The sequence below is a fragment of the Proteus columbae genome (assembly GCF_002777965.1).
Taxonomy (GTDB): Bacteria; Pseudomonadota; Gammaproteobacteria; order Enterobacterales; family Enterobacteriaceae; genus Proteus; species Proteus columbae.
In genome coordinates this window covers 1-25,415 of record NZ_NGVR01000009.1, presented here as the reverse complement: position 1 = coordinate 25,415, position 25,415 = coordinate 1, and the positions used below count along the sequence as shown (strand labels likewise).

Below are 25,415 nucleotides of genomic sequence, written 5' to 3'. Positions count from 1 at the left end.
CGACGATACTCAGTGAATAACTAAGTTGAGTGCACAATAGGCAACGTACCTTAATTACTCAATGTGGACGTGTTCTCTTCATTGCACTTACAACTAAATATGCATTGAGTATCCTTTTGATATTATTGTATTAATAATTTCAAAAAATCTAAGATATATATTATCTTCTTGAATAACTATAATTTTCTTTTATTTCAAGGAGTAATATGCCTCAAAACTCTCACTTCAAACCGCTCCTATCAGCACTACCTCATTCATTCCAAACCTCTTTTTTCAACCAACTAAACCACCTAATCAACTACTCCCCCACCATCGGCCTGATGGGTAAAACTGGAGCCGGAAAGTCCAGTCTTATCAACGCACTATTTCAATCGTCATTATCACCTGTGAGTGATGTCTCCGGCTGCACACGACAAGCTCAACGCTTCAGTATGACGATGAACAACCATACGCTCACCTTTGTTGATTTACCCGGCGTAGGTGAAAGCCTTGAACGAGATAGAGAATACCACTCGTTATACCATAACTTATTGCCAGAACTGGATTTAATCATCTGGGTACTCAAAGCGGATGATCGTGCATGGTCTTCCGATGAACAGTGCTATCGCTTTCTTACTGAGCAATGTGGCTACCAACCTAAGCAATTTCTATTTGTTCTGAACCAAGCAGACAAAATAGAGCCCTGTCGCCAGTGGGATGAAGTGTGCCAGCAACCATCCTCTGAGCAAGTAGCTAACTTGGAATTGAGGCAACAAGCTGTGATAACAGCATTCAAGCCACACCACCCTGTGATGACAGTCTCTGCGGTAGAAGGTTTTCAACTCACTGAATTAGCAGAGCAATTAATACAGGCGTTACCAGCGCAGGCCAGTAGCGGGGTAGCCAGGCAACTGAACCTCCCTTATCGAACGCAATCTGTAGAAACTTCGGCACGTAACGATTTTGGGCAATGCGTCAGCGATATCGTCGATACGCTGATAGACATCCTTCCCCTACCTGCCTTGATGAAAAGTACGATTGGTACGGTCAAAAATAGCATCGTCTCCGTCGCTAAATCCCTGTGGAGTTTTTTCTTTTAACTTCTTAAATTAACACAACATTGATGACATCAAGCGCCAGTCCTTAACGGGATTGGCGCTTTTTTATTTCTTTTTAATGGAGTATCAACTAATGAATCATTCAACTGAATCTGCTATCACAATGGAATTAGTCCCTGATGAGCAACGCCTAGATTTTTGGTTCAACCATTTTGGTGCAGTAAAAGGCTGGGCTACCTTTGAAGTGGTGATCTTCACCACGATGGGTCAATTCTGCGACGAATATCATGGCGGTTACTGGGAGTACGGCTCGCTTAATAATGGCGGTGCCTTTATCTACCCCGATATCAACGCAGATACCTTAACCCTATTCAACATGCACAACTGCAATGAAGCCACCGTGAGCCAAGAGGCTGCAGGGATTGCGGTGTGTCTGATCTTGTACAGCATCTGGTCATTCCAAACAGAAAGTGAAGTGATGTGCGACCGCTTTTATCAGCTGCGTGACTACGCTTCACAACATCCCGAGTCCGCTGCCATTTTCCACTTAATTGATTAATCAGGAGTCTATCATGAGTTTATTAGCTTCGCGTTTTGGCTCTGCTAACAGTATTCGCCGTGACCGTCCACTCACCATTGAAGAATTATTTCGTACTGTACCGAGCGTTTTCTCCGAAGATAAGCATGGGTCACGCAGTGAACGTTATACTTACATTCCCACCATCACCTTGTTAGACAGCCTACAAAAAGAAGGCTTTTACCCGTTCTTTGCCTGCCAGACTCGAGTGCGTGATGTCAGCCGTCGAGAGCACACCAAGCATATGTTACGACTTCGGCGACATGACCAAATTACGGGCGTACAAGTGCCTGAAATTATTTTGCTCAATAGCCATGACGGTTCGAGTAGCTACCAGATGTTGCCGGGACTCTTTAGAGCTGTATGCTCCAACGGTTTGGTGTGCGGTGATGTGTTAGGTGAAGTACGTGTGCCCATAAAGGGGATGTGGTGGGTAAAGTAATTGAAGGGGCATATGAGGTACTCGATACGTTTGAGCAAGTGGCTGAAAAACGCGAAAGTATGCAATCGTTATTGTTACCCCCACCAGCCCAGCAAGCCTTTGCTGAAGCAGCTTTGACCTACCGCTTTGGTGAAAAGTTCCAGCCCGTCACGCGAGAGCAAATTCTACAGCCTCGACGCGTTGAAGATAAGAAAGAAGACCTCTGGACAGTGTACCAACGTCTACAAGAAAACCTGATTAAAGGAGGATTATCTGGTCGCACTGCAAAAGGTAAACGTGCCCGAACTCGTTCGGTGAATGGAATTGATGGTGATATTAAACTCAATAAAGCCCTGTGGGTGATGGCCGATACTTTATTTAATCAACTCGCCCCTCGCCAACCCAACTAATTTTCCCGCCCTGACAGGTTGTGTCGTTACGCCCTACCTCCTTATTGTTCAAATAATTGACATAACATTATTTATCAATAAATTACTTGTAGTGGTTTTTCACTAAAAAGCCGAATGATAATTTTTCCCAACAGACATAACCTGTCAATCCCCTAAGTTAAACTCCCTTACTTCTTAATTTCCTAACGTCCGTTATTGAGAGCAATACGTTATGTTTCAGACCAACCGAAAATATGACCGCATGGCTGTGCGACTCTCTGCGTTGATTGCCCGCTTAATGGCAGGAGAAAGCCTTGTGCTCTCATGTTTAGCCCAAGAGTTCAATGTTTCTGAACGCACGTTACAACGGGATTTACGTGAACGCTTGGCTTATCTGGGTGTAGAAGGTCGGCAAGGTTGTTATCGCTTACCCATCAATACGCTAAAAGCTTATCGAGACAAAGATGTTCTGACCTTTGTGAAACAGATTGGGATGACTCGGTTGTTTCCGGGGCTAGACAGCCGCTTACTGGGGTTACTGTTAACCCAACAACCCCATGCACCTTGTTTGATTTGGCATCACGCCCATAAGATTTCGGCTTTGCATGCCGACCATTTCTATCAATTGGTGTATGCCATTACCAGTAAGCAATCTATTAGCCTACTCACGCCAGAGCATCGTTTTAATCCACTACAACCCTATCAACTGATTTACCGTGAAGGCCTGTGGTATTTACTGGCGGAATACCACCAGAAAGTGCATGTCTTATTGTTAGATGATATCCAGCAAGTTCAACTACTCAATGCCCCCTTCACACCGAAACACGCAGTGATGCAATTGTCACAACAAAACAGTTTTATCGCAGCATTACCGCATTTTAGATTGATATCACAAGTACTTACCGCTATTCCATCACACAAAGAAAGGAGCCGAGCATGACGTTATTAGCCCCACCAGCATCGCATCCAACCCATTGCCCTCACTGTTCTTCTGAGCAAGACATCATTGCATGGGGTACGGGCTGGATGTGCCACGATTGCGGTCACAAATGGATCACTGGCGTATTGTTAACACATTTCCAGCTTATCGCCCTTATCATGAACCCGTATGGGATCACATTGATGTACTTCGTTTTATATCTCTTGGCGTTGGTTATCCCACAACTCTTGGCGCAATTAGGCTTATGGATTTTGAGTGCTTTCAAGGGGGTTGATTATAAAATTCATTTCAACCCCAAATTAATTGCCATTATCTCGTCCATCATTATCGGATTAGCCCTCTCTAGCCTACTGATTATCATGTCATCCGGTTGGCTATAAGGTTTTACTGAAGGTATCGCCACCACGATATTACTGGTTGATTTACTTATCGCCAGTGGTATTGCCTTTTATCTTCATCGACGAATTCGTCACTGGGTTTCAATGCGACTAAACCGTCAGTCATCACATTGAACATGATCAGCAATTTTTGTTGTGAATGCCTTATTCACCAGATAACCACCGAATACGCCATATCAGGGAAAACCAAGCACCCATTAGACGGTGTTCATCAAGCGTCAATCTGACGTTTCTATTTATATTGATAGGAATTTATAATGAAAAGATATGTAGTTGTGACTGAATTAGCCTCACTGTGGTTGATGACGTCACCCGTCTCTGCCACCAGCCAACCCCCTAAAAATACCATTTGGGAATATAAAGGGGATGGCGGTAAAACCTTATGGCAAGTGTGTGGAAGCCAAAACAGCACCTGTAGGATTGTAGGCTCAACCAAGCATTATGTTGCTGTACTGAATCATAAATCAGCATCAGGTTGCGCATTTGGTGATTTTTATATTGTGGCAAGAACTGACGGAAACTGGCAACAACGCGATACGGGCACTTGTAGCCCTAACGCCTATGTCCAAAAAGGAACCATTAATAATGGTCAGTACTCTTCGGTCGATATTGGTGTTGGCGGGACGATTGTAGCCCGTTACCCCATTGGATATTGGAGTATGCAAAAAGAGTTCTCAGGCAAGAACCGACCGCGCTGGAAAGAAAAAGACCGTACTAAAGGTGGATTGCAAACCAATCAACAATAAATAACATTCTCGCTACTGTCATTTGTGGTAGCGAGAACGATAAAAGATAACTAAAGGTAACGTAATGAATAAGATAAAAAGCCTATTTGCGATAGGACTATTGGCAGTTAGCACATTTAGCTTCGCTGAAGAACAACAGCGTTATGCGAGCATCACACATACGAGCTCAAATTTTATTAACCAAGGTTACTGTGGTTACTCATTTACTCTCGATAATGGCGGTAACCATATGGTTCTAGACCACGCAGAGTTTGGCGCGCTTGAACTAACGCTGCGAATGAAAGATGGGCAAGGAAAAGTATTAGGGGATACGGTACTGGAAGTGGAACCTTTTGGCGATTCTAGCGCCACTCGTGCCACCTTTGCTGGATTGGAAATTCCTTGTGAAGATGTTGCTGAATTTGAGGTTGTTAAAGCGGTAGAAGATCAGAATGGTCGTAAGGTTGAATTGCCACTATCTATCTTTCAGGCCAATAATCCGGAGCTGGCAAAGATGTCGGTGGCAGGGGAAAAATAATCATTTTTTAGTTATACACCAAAGAAACCAGTGGCAGATTGAAAGATCTGCCACTTTTGTTTTTAGTAATTCTATTTTAAATGGAGTGAACGTCCAATATAGCTTAAGGGAAAAACTTTATAAGCCTATTACTAAAGCTAAAAATCACTCCAACTCGTTCCATGAATGGCGTTGATAAATTTATTAAGTTAAACAAACGGTTGTGATTTTTTAGTGAAAAACACCTCGGCATTTTTCTATCCCCAAAATGATATAACAATCGCGGTGCAATACTATAATAATGCTGCACTTTTTCATCTAACACTTGCGCTTTTCAATATGCCTAAAGCAATCCTCTTGCAATCTGCAATAAACTGCTTAACTATGCAGGAAAGCTGTCAGCGTAAGTGTTACTATATTACCATCTAAGGTAATATAGCTCATTAATTTATAGGTACTATTAACATTGAAAGGCTCTATGTTTTCATCTTCCAAACCAACTGTATTCTCTTTCTTCGCTGGTAGCGGTTTTTTAGACCTTGGCTTTGAAATGTCAGACTTTGATATTTCCTTTGTCAACGAGTTTCACAAGCCTTTTCTAGAGGCCTATACATACTCACGGCAACAAATGAATTTACCAGCCCCTAAATATGGTTACCATTTAGGTAGTATTGATGAATATGTTAATGGTGACAAAAAAGATGAGCTAAAAAATTATGTTATAGAGGCTAAAAGTAAATCCTTAGTAGGCTTTATCGGTGGCCCCCCTTGTCCAGACTTTTCCGTAGCAGGTAAACATAAAGGCTCGGAAGGGGATAATGGTAGATTAACTAAAGTTTATGTTGATGCAATCATTAATAATCAACCTGATTTTTTCTTGTTTGAAAACGTAAAAGGACTATGGAGAACAACAAAGCACCGCAAATTTTATGATGAAATGAAACAAGTACTTGAAGATGCGGGCTACGTGTTAACGGATAGACTGACAAACTGTATTGAGTATGGTGTTCCTCAAGATCGCGATAGAATACTAATGTTTGGTATCCTGAGTAAACATGTAAAAAATTTGTCTAGTAATCATCTAGAAACAAACTTTAATTGGAAACAAGAAATCATCTTTGATAAAGAAGTTGTTTTTGACAAGAATTTATGGCCAACAACAAATCCATTCAAAGAGGTAGCTAATTCCAGACAAATGTTCCCAAAAAAATTAGAGGCTTTTAAAGAACTTACGATTCAATACTGGTTTGAGAAAAATGATGTTTATAAACATCCTAATGCTAAATATTACTTCAAGCCATACTCTGAACGATTTCAAACCGTTGAAGAGGGTGATGTGAGTAAAAAATCATTCAAACGTTTACATCGTTTTAGATATTCACCAACAGCAGCCTATGGGAATAATGAGGTTCATTTACATCCATATCACCCTCGTAGACTCAGTGCTGCTGAATCATTAGCTATCCAATCATTACCAAAAGATTTTCATCTCCCTTTAACAATGACGTTATCGGACATGTTTAAAACTATAGGTAACGGTGTTCCATACCTTGCTGCGCTAGGAATAGCTAAAACAATTAGAAAATATCTCGGAACATTATAAAAAATAGTATATTTATAGGGCTCTTTTTCATTTATGTGTACATTGAGCCCTAGTACATCTTAACAAGTATTGGTAAGCTAATGATAATTGTATAGGATAAGTTAGGTTCGCTATGAAATTTAAACATATATTATTAGACATTGAAAAATTAGTTGGGAAACCACTTCAAGCCATCAATCCTAAAACTGCTCCTATATATATCACAAAATTTGATCACGAGCTCAAGAGCTATTATATATCTAATTCTCCTAGTGAGTTAGGAAATAGCCGCCCTTTTACCGAGTTAGAAGCGATTTGGAACGACTTAATATACAAAGGGTTTTGTAATGTTGATCAAGCATTATATGGAAGTGGTAGTAGCCGTAACCAACCGGAGACAGTATTCGCTCATTTGCCATATATACAACACTTTCGATTTAAGGGTAAAAAACACATTTTTTTACGGACTGAGCCTGTACATGAATTAGGTACCTTATCCGAACTCACAGGTGATGACTTAAGCATTTTATTATCTAAAATTGATAACTACCTCTCCCTAAGCAATCAAAATATATCCATTCGGCAAAATGAAATATTAACCAAGTTAAAGACAACTTTAAACCATATTGATAGTGGATTATCCTATACCCAAATTAGTAAAGAGCTTAACCGAACAATCAGAACATTAGATAGCTTGGAAGGTGATGTTAACAACTCTATAGTAACCCTTAAAAATGAATTATATCAAATAAGTGAAGGCGAAGACTCCTATAATAAACTAACTGAAATCAGGTCAGTCGAGGAGCTTATTGAAGATGAAGCATTTACAGGAATAGAAAATGAAACTGATGATCATGAAATTGATGTTGATGACGACTTAATAATAAATGGAGAAATAGTTCATTACGAGAATAATAAGGATGGTCTGCGTATTAGACATATAACTCCAGTGTTGTCCCTTATATATGATCGCCTTAGTTTTAATGAAATTGAACTACAACCAGATTTTCAGCGCAAAGATCGTATTTGGTCTATGGAAAAAAGGTCTAAACTTATTGAGTCAATACTAATGGGATTACCTTTGCCAGCTTTTTACTTTGCAGAGAAAAAAAATGGTGATTGGATTGTTGTTGATGGGCTTCAGCGTATTACGACAGTTTTTGACTTTATGAAAGATAGTTTTAAGTTAGCAAATTTAACTACTCTAGATGATAATTATAATGGAACATACTTTAGCGAACTTAGTAGGCTAGATAAACGTAAAATAAGAGAATACCAAATTACAGCTCATGTTATTGATGCTGAATCTGATAAAGATAGCCTAATCGTTGAGTTATTCCATCGAATTAATACATATGGTGTAAAATTAAGTAATCAAGAAATACGCTCAGCAATGTACCAAGGATCAAGTGTTACCTTTTTACGATATTTATCTTCTAGCCCTGAATTTATTGAATCGACCAATAGTAAGGTAAGCCCTCAACGACAAAAAGATATGGAGCTTTGCCTATCTGCTTTATCCTATATAGTGTTAGGTTATAAAGATTTTAATTATAGCACTTATAATGAATTTTTATCTCTAACTATGAAAGTAATTAATAAGCATAAATTGTTCCTAGAGGATGCTGATTCTATTGATGAAGGGTTAGCCGTAATTTCAGAAAATAGTGATATTATATTTTTCAAGCTTGAAAATAAATTTAAACAAGGGTTACGTTTAGCTCATAAAGTGTTTGCTGGTGCAGCATTTAGAAAATCATCAACTGTCGGAAAAAGTGCACCTATTAGTAAACCTTTGTTTGAAGTTATTATAGCTATATTTGCTAATTTAGATAAAAATCAAATAGAACAAATTCTATTAAACATTGATGATTTTATCAACGAATTATCACGAGCCATTGACTCTGATTCAACTGAGTTTGCAACTTGGGAATCTGATAAATATCAAATAGAGAATCGTGGTTTTATGTACTCAATTTCAGCTTCTACTGGTAAGAGAGTTACTATACTTTATAGATTCAATGCTTTTAGGAATATTATTAAGAAATCAACAGGCATAGATGTAGATATAAAACCAGTGCTGGGTAAATATAATGATAAATAAATTAAGATTACATAATTTCAAATCGTATAAAGATGAATTGATTGAGTTTTCCATGCTAACTGTGTTTTGTGGTAATAATTCAGTCGGAAAAAGTACTGCTATTCAAGCAATATCAGTACCTATTCAATCTAGCTTTAAATCTATTGTTGCATTAAATGGTAATTTAGTTGAGCTAGGTTCTCTCAAAGATATTCATCACCAAAATGCTGATGATACTAGCCTAAACATCGAGTTGGAAATCAATTCAGGAACTATTTCTTGGGGTTTTACAGATATTGATACACAAGAAAAGATATCTAATAAACACTTAACTGCACTAACACCTATTGAAATAACTGCTGAACTAGAATATCTAACAAATAATATACAATATCTTCAAGCTGAACGTTATGGGCCAAGAGTTAATTACGAGATTAAAAAATCTGATAGTTTTCATAAAGATTGGTTAGGAGCTAAAGGAGAGTTTACTTCAGAGTTTTTATCCCAGTCAGATACTTCTAGGCGTTTGTTTGTAGGAGGGGCTGATAATCCCAAAGATGCCCAAATAGATCCTAGATTACACCCTGATGAAGAACAAACCTCACTAAATAGGCAGATTGATGCTTGGTTGAAAGAGATTAGTCCGGGTATCTCAGTAACCTCGCAATTATTTGAAGAAGCTTCTACATCAGTAAATATCTTTGTGCAAAATGGTAATAGAAATCTAAAATCTCAAAATGTTGGGTTTGGTGTCAGTTATGCTCTTTCAATTGTCACCGCTCTACTCTTTACTCGCCCCGGTGGCTTAGTAATTATTGAGAATCCTGAGGCGCATTTACATCCCAGAGGACAGAGCTATCTTGGACGTTTAATTGCCCTTACAGCCCAAGCTGGGGTGCAAGTTATCATCGAAACTCACAGTGACCATTTAATTAATGGAATGCGTTTGATGCCTAGGTTAAATAAGGTAGACTGTGAAAAAATAAAGATTTATCAAGTAGTAGCAGACTCAACGGAGAAATGCAGCAAAGTTATTCCGATAACTGTAACACCACAAGGAGAGCTATCTGAGTGGCCTACTGATTTTTTTGATCAGCAACTCATTGATATGGACATTTTGATGAGTGGTAAAGAACCTGAGAAAGAATTTGGTAAAAAATAATGAATATAATCATTGGATTTTCCAATTTTAGCTTTGAATGCTATCACTTCAATAATTTTGATGAAGTAGAGGAGCAATTTTCTAAACTTAAACGCCTTCAAGACCAGTTTAAGCGAGACAGTGTAACCCTCTCATTAGCAAATGATATTCTTGATGATCAATACTTTGGTCACTCATTAAGACAACAATTTGATAATTTTTCTTATGGTAAAGACAGATTAGTCGTCTCAGCCTTTATCAGCAAATTGCATCGAGAATACTTTAGCGGATTTAATAAACAGCATACTGGGGAAAAATTAAAAGAAATATCTGCATCACCAGACGTAGACAATCACCTCTGGTGCGCTTTGTACGCGCCTAATGGATTTAACTCTGCTGATGCTCTTCACTTAATAAGTACCACTGATGATTTTTATTTCTTTTATGAGTATCTCCTTGGCAACTACCCCATTAATGAGAAAAGCTACTACACTCGTGCTAAAAGCCATTTTAAAAATATTGAATATCATGCTGACTGTGAAGCTACTTTAAGTCGAGTTTCAGATGGTTTTTGTAATTATTCGATAGCTATAACTCAATGTCTACGCGCTTTAAATGATTCAAGCCCATTTACTGATAGGAACTTTCTTAGACTTACTAGAAGTATTGGTTCGAAAGCTGGTTATGATTGTACCCCACAAGGTCATTCACATAAGCACTTTCAGTTTAAGTTTGAATATAATGGGCATATATACCCAAATTTAAATTGTAATTACCATTTGAAACCTTCTAAACGCAACAATGAAGGGGATACTAAGCATTACCATAAACGTATCTACTTTGGATTTATTCCAATAAATGAATCAGAGTATAAAATAGCAATCGCAGCCATAGGGCCACATATTTCAACTCATGATTCTCAAGATCGGTACGCTCCAGAAAGCTAATCAAAAGAGATAGACTGAGCCTATCGATGTTTTTTTAAGCAATAGCAAATACGACAGATTAATTCTATTGCTATTTCTTCATTCTACTTATTTATTGGCTTATAGACCATATATAGTATTATAATTAAATTATCAGCTAGTTCTTTTTCATGCATTATTTGGTCAAAATATTTTTAGGCACCTTATTAGGCACTTTTGAAAAGTTGAACTGAACATTAGGACTATAAAATCATTTAGTTAAGCGACGAATTCAGACTCCGCCAGCCCAAATTTGGTGGGTCAGTGATAGGACTACGGTTTCAAAAACAAGAAGTTAGCGAAATCATCAGGACTACACACTGACAACAAAAGGACTATGAATGGCACGCAAATGACACGCGGATCATTTAAAGTTTAGAAAGGCTCACTTCGGTGGGCCTTTTTTACTTTCAATGACCAAACAAATACATCCATCCTCTTCAACTTTTATAGCATATTCATCATAGATTATTGCAAACCGTAACCGCATACATATAATTTTTACAATTTTTTCTCAAGAATGAGAATACAAAAACAAGTGAATCTACTGTCATAAAAATTTCTGAAATAACACTAATTATTTACTCTTTTACATAAAAGCTATTTAATAACAATGTAATGAGTCTCTCAAACCTATTATTACAAGTTCAGTTTTAGTAAAAACTATCATATTTAATTAGCTCTATTAATCCTATATATGACTGGTTTAAAATAATACAAAATACCTATTCTAAAGAATTTAAGGGAATAATAATGAAAATACTCTTAATTGAAGATCATGAAAAAACAGCTAATTGGGTTAAAAAAGGATTAGAGGAAGCTGGCTATACTATTGATATTACAAGTGATGGTCGAGATGGACTCTATTTAGCATTAGAAAATGACTACAAATTAATTATTCTTGATATTATGCTCCCAGGAATGGATGGCTGGAATATTTTAAAAATATTGCGTACATCGAAATCAGTGCCTGTGATTTGTTTAACAGCAAGAGATGCCGTAGATGATCGTGTTAAAGGACTAGAATTAGGAGCAAATGATTATTTAGTAAAACCCTTCTCATTTTCAGAATTATTAGCAAGGGTTAAAAATCAATTAAGAGTTCAACAAAATATTTCAACAATTATTGAAATTGCTGATTTAAAAATTAACTTATCTCGTCACGAGGTGGAGCGTAATAATATACACATCCCTATGACACGACAAGAATATTCATTATTACTTTTTTTTGCTTTACATATTAATGAAATATTACCGAGGACATTAATTGCAAGCGAGATTTGGGGAATTAACTTTGATAGTGATACTAATATTGTAGATGTTGCTATCCGTCGTTTACGAAAAAAAATTGATGATGGATTTGAAATCAAATTAATCGAAACGGTCAGAGGAATGGGATATAGGCTAAATGGAGTCAATAATGAAAACAAAATCACTGAGATTTAAAATCATCTCTTTATTTATCATATTGATGATTGCAAATGCAGGTTTTATGTCTTTAACGCTTTATCAATCGCTTAAAAATGAATTAATATCTCGCGATAATGCCTTACTTGTAAACCGTGCAGACCAATTAGCAAAGTTAATTAATAGCGGAATTGATATCAAAACATTACCAATCTATTTTCAACGTATGATGGATATGCAACAAGATATTATTTATATTACTGATGCTCATAATAAAATTTTAGTTGATACTAATTCAGATATTTTATTTACAAATCATCTAAAAACTGTTGATACAAAGAATATCGATTTAAATATTATTACTTGTTGGGAAACAGAATCAGGAGTCCCCGTTTCTGCTATTAACTTTACAATAGAATCACCAATAGGCATGTTAAATGTAGTGATCGCCAAAGCATCTATTGTGCGTATCAGTATGCTAAGCGAATATTTAAGTAAAACATTGATAATCTCATTAGCTTCTATTTTATTTATGGGAATATTAAGTTTTTGGTTAATTAAACATGGGCTAAGAGATATCCGTTTTCTTAGCCAAATTACAGCAAAAACAGATGTACATACTCTTAGCCAAACTATAAATATCTCACAACTTCCCAGTGAACTGAAAAGTTTAGGTGACTCATTAAATATAATGAGAAAAAGGTTAAAAAATGATTTTGTAAAGCTAACTCAATTAGCAGATGACTTGGCTCATGAACTCAGAACACCGATTAATGCAATAAAAGTTCAAAATGAAATTATGTTACAACGCTCTCGTAGCGTAGAAGAATATGAATCAATTATTATTAGTAATATTGAAGAATTGGATAAACTTGCAAAAATAATCGAAAATATTTTATTTATCGCTCGCGCTGAAAATAAAAATATTATTTTAAATAGAGAAACTTTGAATTTATCGGATCTAATTGATGAAATTTATAATCTATTTTCATTTTATGCAGAAGAAAAACAAATCACCTTATTAAAAGAGCCAACAACATTAACAGTTAGTGCAGATCACTTACTTTTTACTCGCATATTAATGAACCTCATTTCAAATGCAATTAAATATTCTCCTGTTAATACACAAGTCATCACTCAATGTAAAAAAGAAAAAAATCAGTTAGTGATTTGTGTCAGTAATATTGGTGATGAATTGAATCAACAAGAAAAAATATTTACTCGTTTTTGGCGTGGTGATAATGCAAGGACAACAGATGGAAATGGTTTGGGTTTATCAATTGTACAAGCAATTATGACATTACATGAGGGTAAAGTCAGTTACAAGCGTATTGGAAAACATAATGTATTTATTTTAACCTTTCCATGCTAATTACGCGATATGACAAAATTGTCATCTTTTTGTCAGCTTTTTTATAAAATATCTCTGCATAATTAACTTATCAATCTAATATCTTCTTAATTATGTAGAGGTAACATCATGAAAAAAAACAGGAACAATAACCTATCAGAAATTACACCTGAATCTGTTTTTATGATGAAACGACGTAATTTACTAAAATTATTAGGCATCGGCACTGCTGGAATAGCGGTTTCATCCACTGTAAAAGCCGATTTATTTTCATGGTTTACTGAAGATAACAAACCAACAACACCAAAATCATCCCGTAAAGAATTACAATTTATTCAACCTGAAGAATATCAATCTTCATTACAATTAACTCATGAAGATAAAGTAATCGGATATAACAATTTCTATGAATTTGGCCTTAATAAATCCGATCCTGCTGAGTATGCACACACAATGAAAACAGAAGAATGGACATTAACTATTGATGGTGAAGTTAATCGCCCACTTACTTTAAACTTAGACGATATTAATCGTAAATTTCAATTAGAAGAACGTATCTATCGTATGCGTTGTGTTGAAGCATGGTCGATGGTCATTCCCTGGGTCGGTTTTCCATTAGCGAGCTTACTTTCTTTGGTTGAACCCAATAGTCGTGCAAAATATGTTGCCTTTGAAACACGTTATGCACCACAGGAGATGCGCGGACAAGATAGTCGCTTCATTGGCGGTGGTTTGCAATACCCGTATGTCGAGGGATTAAGGCTCGATGAAGCGATGAATCCACTCACATTATTGGCGACAGGAGTATATGGAAAATCCTTGCCAAACCAAAATGGTGCACCTATTCGCCTTGTTGTTCCGTGGAAATATGGATTTAAGGGGATCAAATCCATTGTCAAAATTCGTTTAACTGAGTCAATTCCACCAACAACATGGAACCTTTCAGCACCGCATGAATATGGTTTTTATGCAAATGTTAATCCAGATGTTAGCCATCCTCGTTGGTCACAAGCAACAGAACGCTTTATAGGCACAGGTGGATTAGGTCAAGTTACAAGACAACCAACATTATTGTTCAATGGCTATAGCGACCAAGTCGCGCATTTATATAAAGATTTAGATTTGCGGAGAAATTTTTAATGCAACCAATATATGGAATAAAAGTTAAGTTATTAAAAACCATATTCCATCTTATTGGTTTATTGGCTTTCACTTGGCTTATTTATGCAACTTATACGCAAAAATTCAGCGCAGATCCTTCAAAAGATATTCAGCATTTTACTGGAATTACAGCGTTGCGTTTATTAATTATATTAGCTCTGATCCCAATGGTTGCCTTTTACTTAAAATTAAACACATTATTTCAAGTAAGAAAGCTATTAGGATTATGGTGTTTTTTTTGGGCTAATTTACATTTAGCAAGTTATCTGCTACTTGAAATAGGTTGGAAAAATATTACTTTCTTTTTTAGCGAGGTTTTTTCCCATATTTATCTTATTATAGGAGCTTTATGTTGGATTATTTTATTATTGATGGCTATAAGTTCATTTGATTGGTTAAAAAATAAATTTAATCAAGAATGGAAAAGAATACATAGTCTATTTTATCCACTCTTATTATTAGCCTATATTCATTATTTTTTATCATTAAAATCGCCAACACCAGAGCCTATTATTTATCTAATTATTATTGGATTAACTTACCTTTTTCACTTTTGGCAAAAGAAAAAAAACAAACCAACTAATATATAGAATAGCCTATCCACCAATTTAATTCTAATATTATATAAGTTATCTTGTTAAAGCCTCATTTAAGAGGCTTTAACAAATTGTAATAAACTAAATAGTTACCTATCTATTCAGCATTAGAAATACAATGATATATCCATAGAAAAATTACGCCCAGGAGCAGTAAAACGTTGTAAACCAAGACGATCACGATCTATTTGATTTGTTGTACCAAATTCTGGCAGACTTCTTAATGCATCCCAAGTACTATATTTTCTATTAAATAAATTAAAAATCCCTGCACGCAATACAATATTTTTATTTACATTATAGTAAGCTGTTGTGTCAAATACAGTATAAGGATCACTAAGATATGGCCATTCACGACCATTCCGTATTGCTTGATTACCTTCTTTTCGTGCTGAATAAGTCATAAATATCCCTGCACCATATTTTCTATCCGCATTATCATAAGATAAGGAAGAAACCCATTTAAAAGGTTGTACAGAAAGTAATGAATCTCCAGAAGCATCTTTTCCGCGTGTATAGTTAAATGTATTACGCAATATATATATATTATCTAAGCCAAATATTTTGGAAAGCCGAATTTCATTCGTTAGCTCAAAACCATAAACGTATGCTGAGGCAACATTACTATATTGAAGATGATTTTGTGGTAATGTTGGCTTATTCCAATAACTATCACCCATATTAGGATTATACCACGGATTAGGAACTTGCTTTTCGCTCTGCTTAAGATCAATAAAGTTATTGTATTTAGTATAATATACATTTACTTTATTAAATAATTTATCATTATTATAACTTAATGATATTTCATTACTTAATCCTTTTTCTTGCTTTAAATTAGGGTTAGGCTCTAAGCGATTACGAGCATCATTACCTCCATAATCAAAATAAAGCTCTTGAGCTGTTGGAATACGAAACCCCTGCCCAATTTTATATTGGAAAGTATAATTTGGTGTTATGTTATAACTGGTTGATAATGCCAAAGATAAAGCCTGATAATGATTATCAGTGAGATGACTATCTTTCGCTAAAGATAATTTAACATTATCTGTATGATGAAAAACATTATCATATCTACTACCTAAAACTACATTTAATTTGTCATCAAACATTTTTATTTCATCAACAAAAGCAATACTAATATCTTGAGTATATACAGGTCTGATGATGCTATAATTAGATTGATAAGGTATTTTAGGTTTTCCTAGATATTTAGTATCTGTATTTTTATTGTTAAGTGTTTTTGTAGAATATGAAGTTCGTAGTGCTAATGAGTGCGTTGTATTAAATAAAGATAATGGCATTAATACTATTTCATTATTAATAAACCTACCATATTGAATGATATTCCTACTATTTTCTTCAAAAATATCATAATAATGACCATTATAATGTTCATCAAACGTAGAGCTAAATGCTTTTTGTTCTATTTTTTGCCAATTAAAGCTTGTCGTCATACTGTCAATATATCTTTCTGGAGTCCACGTATCAGAGAGTGTATATCTAATTCTTTTTGATAAATCATCACCAGTACGATAATAGGAAGAAAATAAGTACCAAGATTTTTCATCTGTATATGTTTTACCCTCACTGTATTCAAAAGTAGCACCTATTTTATGGTTTTGAATACCTAATAGATTAATCTTTGATAGTAAAGAATGACGCGTTTTTTCTTGAGGATCTGGTGTTCCTCTAGCAGAACCGAATATATCATTTTCATGTTTATAATTATTAGTTTCATGTCCATTACGATAAACATATAAGAGCATCCCTTCTACATCTTGTTGGGAAGTTGCAATACCTATCGTTTGCATTTTTTCATTATTTTTAGAAGTATAAACACTTCGAGAAACAAACCCCCAATTGCCTTCACTAATCAAATCAGCAGGATCTTTGGTAACGTATTTTACAGCCCCTCCTAATGCTCCACTACCTGAAAATATAGAATCAGCACCTTTAGATATAATTACAGACTTTAAATGTTCTGTTTCTATATCATTCATACTCCCATTAAAATAACCATAACCTTTATAAATGGTATTATCGAAAGTTTCTGCTTGAGGGATATCATCAACCTGTATAGCAACACGATCTTTATCAACACCTCTTATTGCATATCCATTATTACCAAAGCGTCCTTCGGATGAGACACCAACACCAGGAAGATGGCGAACAATATCTTCCATGCTAAATATCAAGTTTTTTTCCAATTGTTCTGAATTTAATGTTTTTTCATTAACTTTTTCTTCTTCTTTTTCAATCACATAAAGAATATCTTCAGCTATAGTTTTATTATTAAAAAAAAATATCAAGGTAACAACTAGATAGAATAACGTTTTTTTCATAAACACCCCTTAGTTAAAGTGACGAATGATAATTATAATCATTAGCATTCAATTTAATAAAAGGAATTGTAATACAATTGGAAATTTAGTTGCTTTATCTAATTAATAACAAATTAATTATATTTATGTTTATATATATTGGTTTAAATATATTTTTTAAGAATAAAAGATTGCAGAATTATAAATACAAAAATTAAACAACATTTTAAAACACAAAGGCTCTAGCTTTTAGACTAGAGCCTATTAGGAATCACTTTATATAAAACACCACTAGTTATTTAAAGAATAATAATCTTCGAGCCTATCATTGTCGCTTTTCCACCCACTCTCACTCTACTAATTGTATTTTCCGTTGAATCAATAATAACGTGAATAAGCGAAGAACATTGCATTGCACGCCCCTGCTCTAATAGAAAATGTGTCTTATGAGGGAAAACATGCTTAACAAGATAGCAGCCTAAAGCGCCACTAGAACTTCCTGTTGCAGACTCTTCATTGATGCCATATAAAGGCGCAAAGTTACGGCAATGAGCAGTAATTTCTTTATCTTGGCTAAGCTCAAAAACATGAAAACCGATAGTATTAAATTCACGACTTAAGTTTGCAATTGCTTCAAAATTAGGCTTTAGCGTATCTAATTGCCCAAATTGTACGGGGATCAGAATATCGGGTAATCCCGTTGAAAATATCTCAATAGGTAAGCCTGTTGCTGAAATAATTTCACTATTTATTCCCAGTGCAGCAGCCACAGCATCGATATTTGGAGCTTGTCGTGAAACAGGCAGTGTTTGCTCCATAACGACATTTTCAGTATCAATTGCGACGCTTAAAATACCTGCTTTCGTTTTTTGTGTGTAATGACCAGAAGCCAATAAATTGAGTGAAGATAAAGTAAAAAATACCGCTAATGTAGCATGACCACAAAAATCGACCTCACCTTCAGGGGTGAAAAAATCAACCTTAAAATCAGTCTCTTCACCTTGATAAACAAAAGCTGTTTCAGAAAATCCGACTTCTTTAGCTATAGCAATTTTCTGTTCATCACTTAATTGAGGGGGATTAAGTACCACGCCAGCAGGATTACCACCTTTATTATTTCGAGTAAATGAGTTTACAAGGTGAACTTTGATCTCGTGCTCTACTGAACCTATAACTTCATTTTGCATATATTTCCTGCATTATTTCAAATCGTATTAAATCTGTGTGTAAAAATAGAGTGTTATAAAATACCCACTAATTAGGGCAAATTTCTGACACTCTATCTAATCCTTGCTGTCTTTGTTCAAAGATAACGCTTTTCTTATCACCCTCTCGGATAATTTTTAAGATATAAATACTATCAAAATCACTACTTTTCCATTTAGGGATTAATTTAGGATCGCCCCCCTCTTGTTTCATGATATCTCGTGCAACTTTAACTAAATTATCATGCTCCCATGCAATAAAAATAACTGCATTTTTATATTGCTGGTTTAGTAGATCTTCACGCAATTCTTTTATCTCTTTAGCATGATATTGAAGATGAATAGGCAATGAGGTTTTAATAGCGATAGGCGAAATCGTTTGGAGTGAACGCAATGAATTGCCTAATTTACTCTGTTTAGGTGCAGCGGCGAATAATGCATCAGGTTTACCAAATTGATTTATAAGCACATCAGGTAAAGCTAATGCTCTATTTAACCCTTTACAGGTCAGTTGCCCGCTATCATTATCAGGTTTTTCACCATGTCTTATAAAGACCAGTGTTTGATCGGAATACGCCATATGACTAAATCCTAAAATAAATATGCTCAAAAATATAAATACACTGCGCATACAGCGTTACCTTTAAGTCAATTGAGTATAAGAAATATGGAAAGTTAAAACACATCTAACATTAACCATAAACTCACCTGTTTTAAGTCACTCAGTCTATCATAGCTAAAAGCATTTCAGAGGTGAGCGAGTCTTAGATAGCGTACATTTTGCCACTCTTATAATCTGTTGACCTTTGTTCTACCTTTTAAATACCACAATATTAATTAACAAATATTAAAATCGAACAAACAATCGTTAACGGAAAATAAAGAATATTTTTAATTCTCTATTACTTTACGTTCAAATTTATAAAGTTGAATGAAATTTAAACACTCAGCACATTTAGATAAAAAAAGGGAAGAAATCTCTTTTTTACAATAAAAATAATGTATTAAAAATCAATGCAAGCCTTTTTATCTCCTTTTATTTAGTTTAATGACTAAAGTTCTGCCACTGCTTACCGATACTGTTTGTTCTTAAATAAGTTACCAATACTTATTAATTATTATTTATCCAGGGTTAAGCATGTTCTTTAAAAACTTTAAAATTCGTACAAAGTTAACCATCGCATTTACAACTTTTGTGATGTTAATTATGTTGGGTTCCGGTTTCGCATTAATGGGTTTAAATAGCGCGAATCAAGATATTCATGATGTTGTTGATGATATCTATCCAGCCACAGTCAAAGCCAATTTACTGATTAATAATTTCAATGAATTTATTATATTTCAGCAACTCACTATGCTTGATGAGCAAGGAAGTTTAGCAGTTGAACAAGAGAGCAAAAAAGCAGAGATAACCGCTAAGGTTGCACAATTACTGAAAGAGTTAGACGAAACCACACACGATGCTGAATCAAAAAAAATCTTAGCTGAGGTTTATGATATTCGTCAGCAATATATAAACTCTCAAAACTTTGTGGTGAAGGCATTTAATGAAAATAACAGACACGCTGCCGTTAATGAACTGATCACAAAAACTTCCGTTATTCAATTAAAGTATCGCGATAAAATATTAGAGTTTATCGAATTACAAAATCAAAAAATGGTGGAGGCTGGTGACGCGGTTGAACGTGATTTTTTCGAGAAAAGAATCTTTTTAGTATTATTAACTCTCATCAGTATTATTGTGGGCAGTATTTTAGGATGGTTTATTACTAAAGGCATTACTCTTCCATTAGAGAAGGCAATAAACTTTGCTAAAGCGATTGCTAATGGTGATTTAACACAAGAAGTGAATACTGATTATCAGGATGAAGCAGGAATATTATTACAAGCCCTTGCTGAAATGAAATTGCACCTATTAGAAGTTGTGCAAAATGTACAAAATGGCGCTGAAAATATTTCGTCGGCAGCGGAACAAATTACAGCTGGTAGCCAAAATTTAGCGGCAAGAACAGAAGAACAAGCAACATCAGTAGAAGAAACGGCAAGCTCAATGGAGCAAATGACGTCAACTGTTAAAAACACCGCAGATCATACTCATGATGCGATTAGTGTTGCTGAAAAAACTGAAATCGCTGTACATCATAATGGCGAAATGATGCTTCAGCTAACTGAAAAAATGAGAGCCATTAATAGCTCATCGTCTCAAATGACAGATATTATTAACTTAATTGATGCCATTGCATTCCAAACTAATATTCTTGCACTAAATGCAGCTGTTGAAGCCGCTAGAGCAGGTGAACATGGTAAAGGTTTTGCGGTTGTTGCGGGTGAAGTTAGACTGCTGGCACAAAAAAGTGCAGACTCCGCTAATGATATACGCACACTTATCGATAATTCATCAACGCAAACACAAGAAGGAATGGAATTAGTTGAGCAAGCCGGCTCACAAATCCGAAAAATGATCACCGATGTCGAAGAGATCAGTGCGCTATTGCGTGAAATTGGGCAAGCCAGTAATGAACAAAGCGATGGTATATCACAAATCAATAATGCTATAAGCCAGCTTGATTCAACAACTCAACAGAATGCGGGATTAGTAGAGGAATCTGTAGCCGCTGCGAGTTCACTAAATGAACAAGCACTTAATCTGAATAAATTAGTAAATTACTTTCAGATTAAAAATATCTAATATTTAGTTGAATAAGTTTATTGAAAAAATAAAGGTCACTAATCTTCTATCATAGTGACCTTTAAACATGTTTTAAGCATAAGCCAAACGGCTAGACGGAACAATAAACTCAGCCAAATACATGAGTTAAATGTGCTTTATATTCAGCAATATCATTATCAACACTTGGCTCTTTAATAACATCATTGACCATAAAAGTTGGTAATTGAGATAATCCTAAAAATTGTTGTGATTTGTGAAAAGCAAAATAAACACCATCAACACCTCTACCATCAAAGAAATTACCAAATTCATTAAAGGCTTCAACAGGCGCATTCCACGTCACGGAAATCATATATTGTTTCCCTTGTAGCAACCCCCCTGTACCGTATTGCTTTTTAGGATCACGACGCGTACGCCCATCATTTTCATATAATTTGCCATGACCAAATGTATAAACATCATCCATATATTTTTTTACTTTCCATGGCATCATCATCCACCAGCCAGGCATTTGATAAACAATGGTGTCTGCCCATAAAAACTTCTCAATTTCGTCATCAATATCATAGCCCTCTTCTATTTGAGTTTCTTTAACGCTATGACCTAATGTGACTAAATGTTCAGCTGCAACATCATGTAATGTGCGGTTTAATTGACCCGCAGAATGACCAAAGTTTTGACCACCATTAATCAGTAAAATATTCATTCTAATTCCTAAATTTTCTCTTACGATACGTTTAATAGCGTTAATTTAACAGGAAATTAAGAAATCCACACACAACACCAAATGCCGCAATAAATTAAAACTCAGGATTATTTTCTTTAAATTGGAAATAAATGAACAATAAAAAGCATAAAAAACCAAAATAATCCATTTTTACGATTATGTGTATTAATAATAGAGATTATTGCTTTTTAGGTAAAAGTCTATTGTTGTTCAGGCTATTTTTTTAAACATTCGGCTGTTATAACATTAATAAAAATATCTTCTAACCCAATAGAATTAAATTACTATCACACTAAGATAAGCTGTAAGAAATTAAGTGCATTAGCGTGCTAAAAGTTACAGCTTTAATGTGTCAGATAGATATTGAGTTAAGCTATCAATAAAAACGCGAATGCGCTGACTCACAACTCTGTCACTATAATAAACGGCATGAAATGGTAAAGGTACAGGCTGTAATTCATCATTGAATAATTCAACTAATTTCCCATCTTGAATATCCTTATCCAACATAAAATCAGATAAACAGGCGATCCCTTCACCATTAATACATAACCGTCTTAATGTTTCGCCACTGTTTGAGGAAATTCCCTCAGTCACCGTTATTAACTCGTTATCTTTAATCTCTAATGGCCATGTATTTAATGAAGCGGGCTCAGTAAATATTAAACAAGTATGCTGATTTAAATCTTCAACCGACTTAGGTGTTCCTTTGCGCTCAAGGTATTTCGGTGAAGCCACAATTTTACGATAGCTATTTAATAGCGGGCGTGCTCGTAGACTTGAATCCGTTAATTGGCCAACACGTATAGCAACATCCACTTTACGCTCAATTAAATTAACAAAGGTTTCCGAGGAGACTAACGACAAAATAATATCAGGATACTGTTGGCGAAAAACAGAAATAAAAGGGATCAAAAGATGTAATACCACAGGTGTAGCCGCATCGATACGCAGTAAACCTTTAGGAGAACTTTGTGTACCATGTAACTCATTTTCAGCCGCTTGCATCTCTTGCAATATCACTTTCATGCGTTGAAAATAAAGTTCACCTTCTGCGGTCAAATTGATCTGGCGTGTCGTTCTATTAAGCAAATTAACGCCTAATTTATCTTCTAATTTTTTTACAGTACGACTTACCGCTGAATTAGCAAGATTCAGTTTATCTGCAGCTTTTGTAAAACTTTTATGTTCAACAACTTCAACAAATACACGCGCTTCTTCTGATGTTGCTTTCATATCATAAACCTCGGTAGCATTAAGTAACGTACTGAAATTTAAGAATACGAATATTTTTTCATTATTGCAATTAAGTTAATAATAGAGAGAAATAGTGAGTTATTAGTCATAATCCACTATAAGTAATGCCTACCAAAAAATAAGCAGATAGACCTTAATGGCATACCTGCTTAACGCACTCACTGAGGAAAAATAGCGTTAAGCTAATTTCTCAATAAATTTAATCTCTAGTGAATCCATTTTATCTTTTAAATTTTCGACAAATGCTTTCATATGTGCCGTTTCATTATGTTTATCAATGGCACCTTGGTTTTCCCATATTTCAAAGAAAATAAAGGTTCTTGGCTGAGTAGTATCCTTATGAAGCTCATATTGGATACAACCTTCGTCTTGATGACTTGGTTTTATCATTGCTTTGCAAGCAGATAATACTTCATTTTCATGATTTTCTTTTGCCACAATCGTAGCTATCAATCTGATATTATTCATATAATGTCCTGTATTCCAACATAAGTGTAAATGATAAATAAATAACGGTCTGAAATTACTCTAGCATAATTCTTCATTTCATTATTTACATTTAGGCAAAAGTACTTTTCATTGGAGAAACTGAATTTACATCGAGGAAATTATGACTAAGTGTTGTCACTGAGTTAAATTCTCCAATCAACATAATGAACAGTTAATCACGGTTCTGTCACTAGTGTGATTGCAATAGCTTCTATAATGGCATTTGATTTATCCATTAATACGCATTCATCTCAACGAAAAAAATGAACCTAGTTCACACTTTGGTTCTTTTTTTTCATGTGTAACAACGTTGCCAATAAAATGTAAACAATTTTACCAATATCAGACAAACTGTTTGCTTTTGCCAATTTATTTCAGCGGTTATGGATAGTGCCAAATGTTAAATCCTAAAACATCGCTAACATAATCGCTGATTTCCATTATCAAAACAGAGCTATTTAATGATGAAAATAATCTTTTCACTATTAATACTCCCATAATAATTTTAGGGTTATGTCACTTATTGTGAGATACGTTTTTATAGAGCCAAAATAGACAGCAACACATTTACACACTCAAGAAAATATTCCGCTAGAGATTATTACGTAGTTAAACTGAAAATAATTATCTGCAAACTCACTTTCCAATCACCTATTTTACTTTGAATATTTGTATGACAATTACCCAGATAAAATTAATATTTCATCTAAAAATGAGACTATTACTTAAAAAGTATTTCATATCTTATCTTTGTTCTATAACAGTCAAATCAAACACTTTAAAAAAGGTAAGAAATGTCCTTAAATAAACATTTCTCTTCTATTAAATAGAATTTATTTCACGATTCCTCAATCATAAAGAATAAGAAAAATAGACTTTTTATTTTTACCAATACGATCAAGATCACGTCAATCATGTCTTTAATTGAGGATCGCTAAAAAGAACCATTCTCATTTGTTATTTATTTTGCTTATCATAGATTCACTATCTCGCTGATTTGTATTACAATTGAACTCAATTCAAAAGCGAGTGATTATGCGGTTCTAGATACCAAAAGAAGTTAATCNAATCATGTCTTTAATTGAGGATCGCTAAAAAGAACCATTCTCATTTGTTATTTATTTTGCTTATCATAGATTCACTATCTCGCTGATTTGTATTACAATTGAACTCAATTCAAAAGCGAGTGATTATGCGGTTCTAGATACCAAAAGAAGTTAATCATTGATGAGGAAATCATATTAATATCTATTTAAACAGTTAATATAAAAATATTAATTTTGTATAATTAAAATCATTAAATTAAAAAAAATAAAAATAAAAATAAACAAGTAATAATAAATTATATTTTCACACTAAATAAAAATAAAAATGAATTAAAAACAAAAAAATAAACATATTTTAAGCAATAAAAAACAAGTAAAAACAAAGTGAGAAATAAAAAATAACAGT

Annotated in this window: 21 protein-coding genes and 1 pseudogene; 16 read left to right on the top strand and 6 right to left on the bottom strand. The window is 34.6% G+C overall.

The window, feature by feature from the left end:
* The first annotated feature begins 206 nt into the window (after positions 1-206).
* The 15 genes and pseudogenes from CBE70_RS04205 (at position 207) to CBE70_RS04135 (ending at position 15,284) form a co-directional block, all read left to right on the top strand.
* Positions 207-1,079: a GTPase family protein gene (locus tag CBE70_RS04205; RefSeq protein ID WP_100158360.1), complete on the top strand. Its 873-nt coding sequence runs from the start codon at positions 207-209 to the stop codon at positions 1,077-1,079.
* A 91-nt stretch (positions 1,080-1,170) separates the two neighbouring features.
* Positions 1,171-1,596 carry an antirestriction protein gene (locus CBE70_RS04200; protein ID WP_088206864.1) on the top strand — a complete coding sequence of 142 codons (426 nt, stop codon included), beginning with the start codon at positions 1,171-1,173 and terminating at the stop codon, positions 1,594-1,596.
* A 13-nt stretch (positions 1,597-1,609) separates the two neighbouring features.
* Positions 1,610-2,445: pseudogene (locus CBE70_RS04195) on the top strand (DUF932 domain-containing protein).
* Positions 2,446-2,656: 211 nt separating this feature from the next.
* Positions 2,657-3,364 (top strand): helix-turn-helix transcriptional regulator, encoded by a 708-nt coding sequence (locus tag CBE70_RS04190; RefSeq protein ID WP_100158359.1) that lies wholly within the window; start codon positions 2,657-2,659, stop codon positions 3,362-3,364.
* Entirely contained in the window at positions 3,361-3,744 is a 384-nt protein-coding gene (locus tag CBE70_RS04185; RefSeq protein ID WP_232797354.1) for a hypothetical protein, read from the top strand. The genes CBE70_RS04190 and CBE70_RS04185 overlap by 4 nt, the downstream gene beginning before the upstream one ends.
* 275 nt (positions 3,745-4,019) lie before the next feature.
* The gene (locus CBE70_RS04180) at positions 4,020-4,508 is read left to right on the top strand and encodes a hypothetical protein (protein WP_100158358.1); all 489 of its coding nucleotides are present in this window, start codon (positions 4,020-4,022) and stop codon (positions 4,506-4,508) included.
* Between the two features lie 64 nt (positions 4,509-4,572).
* Positions 4,573-5,025 carry an IrmA family protein gene (locus CBE70_RS04175; RefSeq protein ID WP_100158357.1) on the top strand — a complete coding sequence of 151 codons (453 nt, stop codon included), beginning with the start codon at positions 4,573-4,575 and terminating at the stop codon, positions 5,023-5,025.
* Between the two features lie 457 nt (positions 5,026-5,482).
* Positions 5,483-6,607 carry a DNA cytosine methyltransferase gene (locus CBE70_RS04170; protein WP_100158356.1) on the top strand — a complete coding sequence of 375 codons (1,125 nt, stop codon included), beginning with the start codon at positions 5,483-5,485 and terminating at the stop codon, positions 6,605-6,607.
* Positions 6,608-6,719: 112 nt separating this feature from the next.
* The gene (locus CBE70_RS04165; protein ID WP_100158355.1) at positions 6,720-8,690 is read left to right on the top strand and encodes a DUF262 domain-containing protein; all 1,971 of its coding nucleotides are present in this window, start codon (positions 6,720-6,722) and stop codon (positions 8,688-8,690) included.
* Positions 8,680-9,831 carry a DUF3696 domain-containing protein gene (locus CBE70_RS04160; protein ID WP_100158354.1) on the top strand — a complete coding sequence of 384 codons (1,152 nt, stop codon included), beginning with the start codon at positions 8,680-8,682 and terminating at the stop codon, positions 9,829-9,831. The genes CBE70_RS04165 and CBE70_RS04160 overlap by 11 nt, the downstream gene beginning before the upstream one ends.
* Complete coding sequence (locus CBE70_RS04155; protein WP_100158353.1) at positions 9,831-10,757, top strand: hypothetical protein; 927 nt, start codon at positions 9,831-9,833, stop codon at positions 10,755-10,757. Before CBE70_RS04160 ends, CBE70_RS04155 begins: the two co-directional genes overlap by 1 nt.
* Before the next feature lie 771 nt (positions 10,758-11,528).
* Entirely contained in the window at positions 11,529-12,221 is a 693-nt protein-coding gene (hprR, locus tag CBE70_RS04150; protein ID WP_100158352.1) for a response regulator transcription factor HprR, read from the top strand.
* Positions 12,196-13,554 (top strand): heavy metal sensor histidine kinase, encoded by a 1,359-nt coding sequence (locus CBE70_RS04145; RefSeq protein ID WP_100158351.1) that lies wholly within the window; start codon positions 12,196-12,198, stop codon positions 13,552-13,554. Before hprR ends, CBE70_RS04145 begins: the two co-directional genes overlap by 26 nt.
* A 108-nt stretch (positions 13,555-13,662) precedes the next feature.
* Positions 13,663-14,673 carry a protein-methionine-sulfoxide reductase catalytic subunit MsrP gene (gene msrP / locus CBE70_RS04140; RefSeq protein ID WP_100158350.1) on the top strand — a complete coding sequence of 337 codons (1,011 nt, stop codon included), beginning with the start codon at positions 13,663-13,665 and terminating at the stop codon, positions 14,671-14,673.
* Entirely contained in the window at positions 14,673-15,284 is a 612-nt protein-coding gene (locus CBE70_RS04135; RefSeq protein ID WP_100158349.1) for a protein-methionine-sulfoxide reductase heme-binding subunit MsrQ, read from the top strand. Before msrP ends, CBE70_RS04135 begins: the two co-directional genes overlap by 1 nt.
* Positions 15,285-15,397: 113 nt before the next feature.
* On the opposite strand, the gene CBE70_RS04130 is transcribed toward CBE70_RS04135, so the two are convergent.
* The 3 genes from CBE70_RS04130 to CBE70_RS04120 form a co-directional block, all read right to left on the bottom strand.
* Positions 15,398-17,635: a TonB-dependent hemoglobin/transferrin/lactoferrin family receptor gene (locus CBE70_RS04130; protein ID WP_100158348.1), complete on the bottom strand. Its 2,238-nt coding sequence runs from the start codon at positions 17,633-17,635 to the stop codon at positions 15,398-15,400.
* Between the two features lie 278 nt (positions 17,636-17,913).
* Positions 17,914-18,801 carry a PhzF family phenazine biosynthesis protein gene (locus CBE70_RS04125; RefSeq protein ID WP_100158347.1) on the bottom strand — a complete coding sequence of 296 codons (888 nt, stop codon included), beginning with the start codon at positions 18,799-18,801 and terminating at the stop codon, positions 17,914-17,916.
* Between the two features lie 67 nt (positions 18,802-18,868).
* Positions 18,869-19,450, bottom strand: coding sequence for a histidine phosphatase family protein (locus CBE70_RS04120; protein WP_100158346.1), 582 nt, complete (start codon positions 19,448-19,450; stop codon positions 18,869-18,871).
* 507 nt (positions 19,451-19,957) lie between these two features.
* Here CBE70_RS04120 and CBE70_RS04115 point away from each other — a divergent pair.
* On the top strand, positions 19,958-21,508 hold the full coding sequence (locus CBE70_RS04115) for a methyl-accepting chemotaxis protein (RefSeq protein WP_100158345.1): 1,551 nt from the start codon (positions 19,958-19,960) through the stop codon (positions 21,506-21,508).
* Between the two features lie 109 nt (positions 21,509-21,617).
* Here CBE70_RS04115 and CBE70_RS04110 read toward each other — a convergent pair whose 3' ends face one another.
* The 3 genes from CBE70_RS04110 to CBE70_RS04100 all read right to left on the bottom strand — a co-directional run bounded on the left by CBE70_RS04110 (position 21,618) and on the right by CBE70_RS04100 (position 23,942).
* The gene (locus tag CBE70_RS04110; RefSeq protein WP_100158344.1) at positions 21,618-22,196 is read right to left on the bottom strand and encodes an NAD(P)H-dependent oxidoreductase; all 579 of its coding nucleotides are present in this window, start codon (positions 22,194-22,196) and stop codon (positions 21,618-21,620) included.
* 357 nt (positions 22,197-22,553) lie between these two features.
* Positions 22,554-23,453: a DNA-binding transcriptional regulator YafC gene (yafC, locus tag CBE70_RS04105; RefSeq protein WP_100158343.1), complete on the bottom strand. Its 900-nt coding sequence runs from the start codon at positions 23,451-23,453 to the stop codon at positions 22,554-22,556.
* Positions 23,454-23,651: 198 nt separating this feature from the next.
* Positions 23,652-23,942, bottom strand: a complete 291-nt coding sequence (locus CBE70_RS04100; RefSeq protein WP_100158342.1) for a putative quinol monooxygenase — start codon at positions 23,940-23,942, stop codon at positions 23,652-23,654.
* Positions 23,943-25,415 lie beyond the last annotated feature (1,473 nt).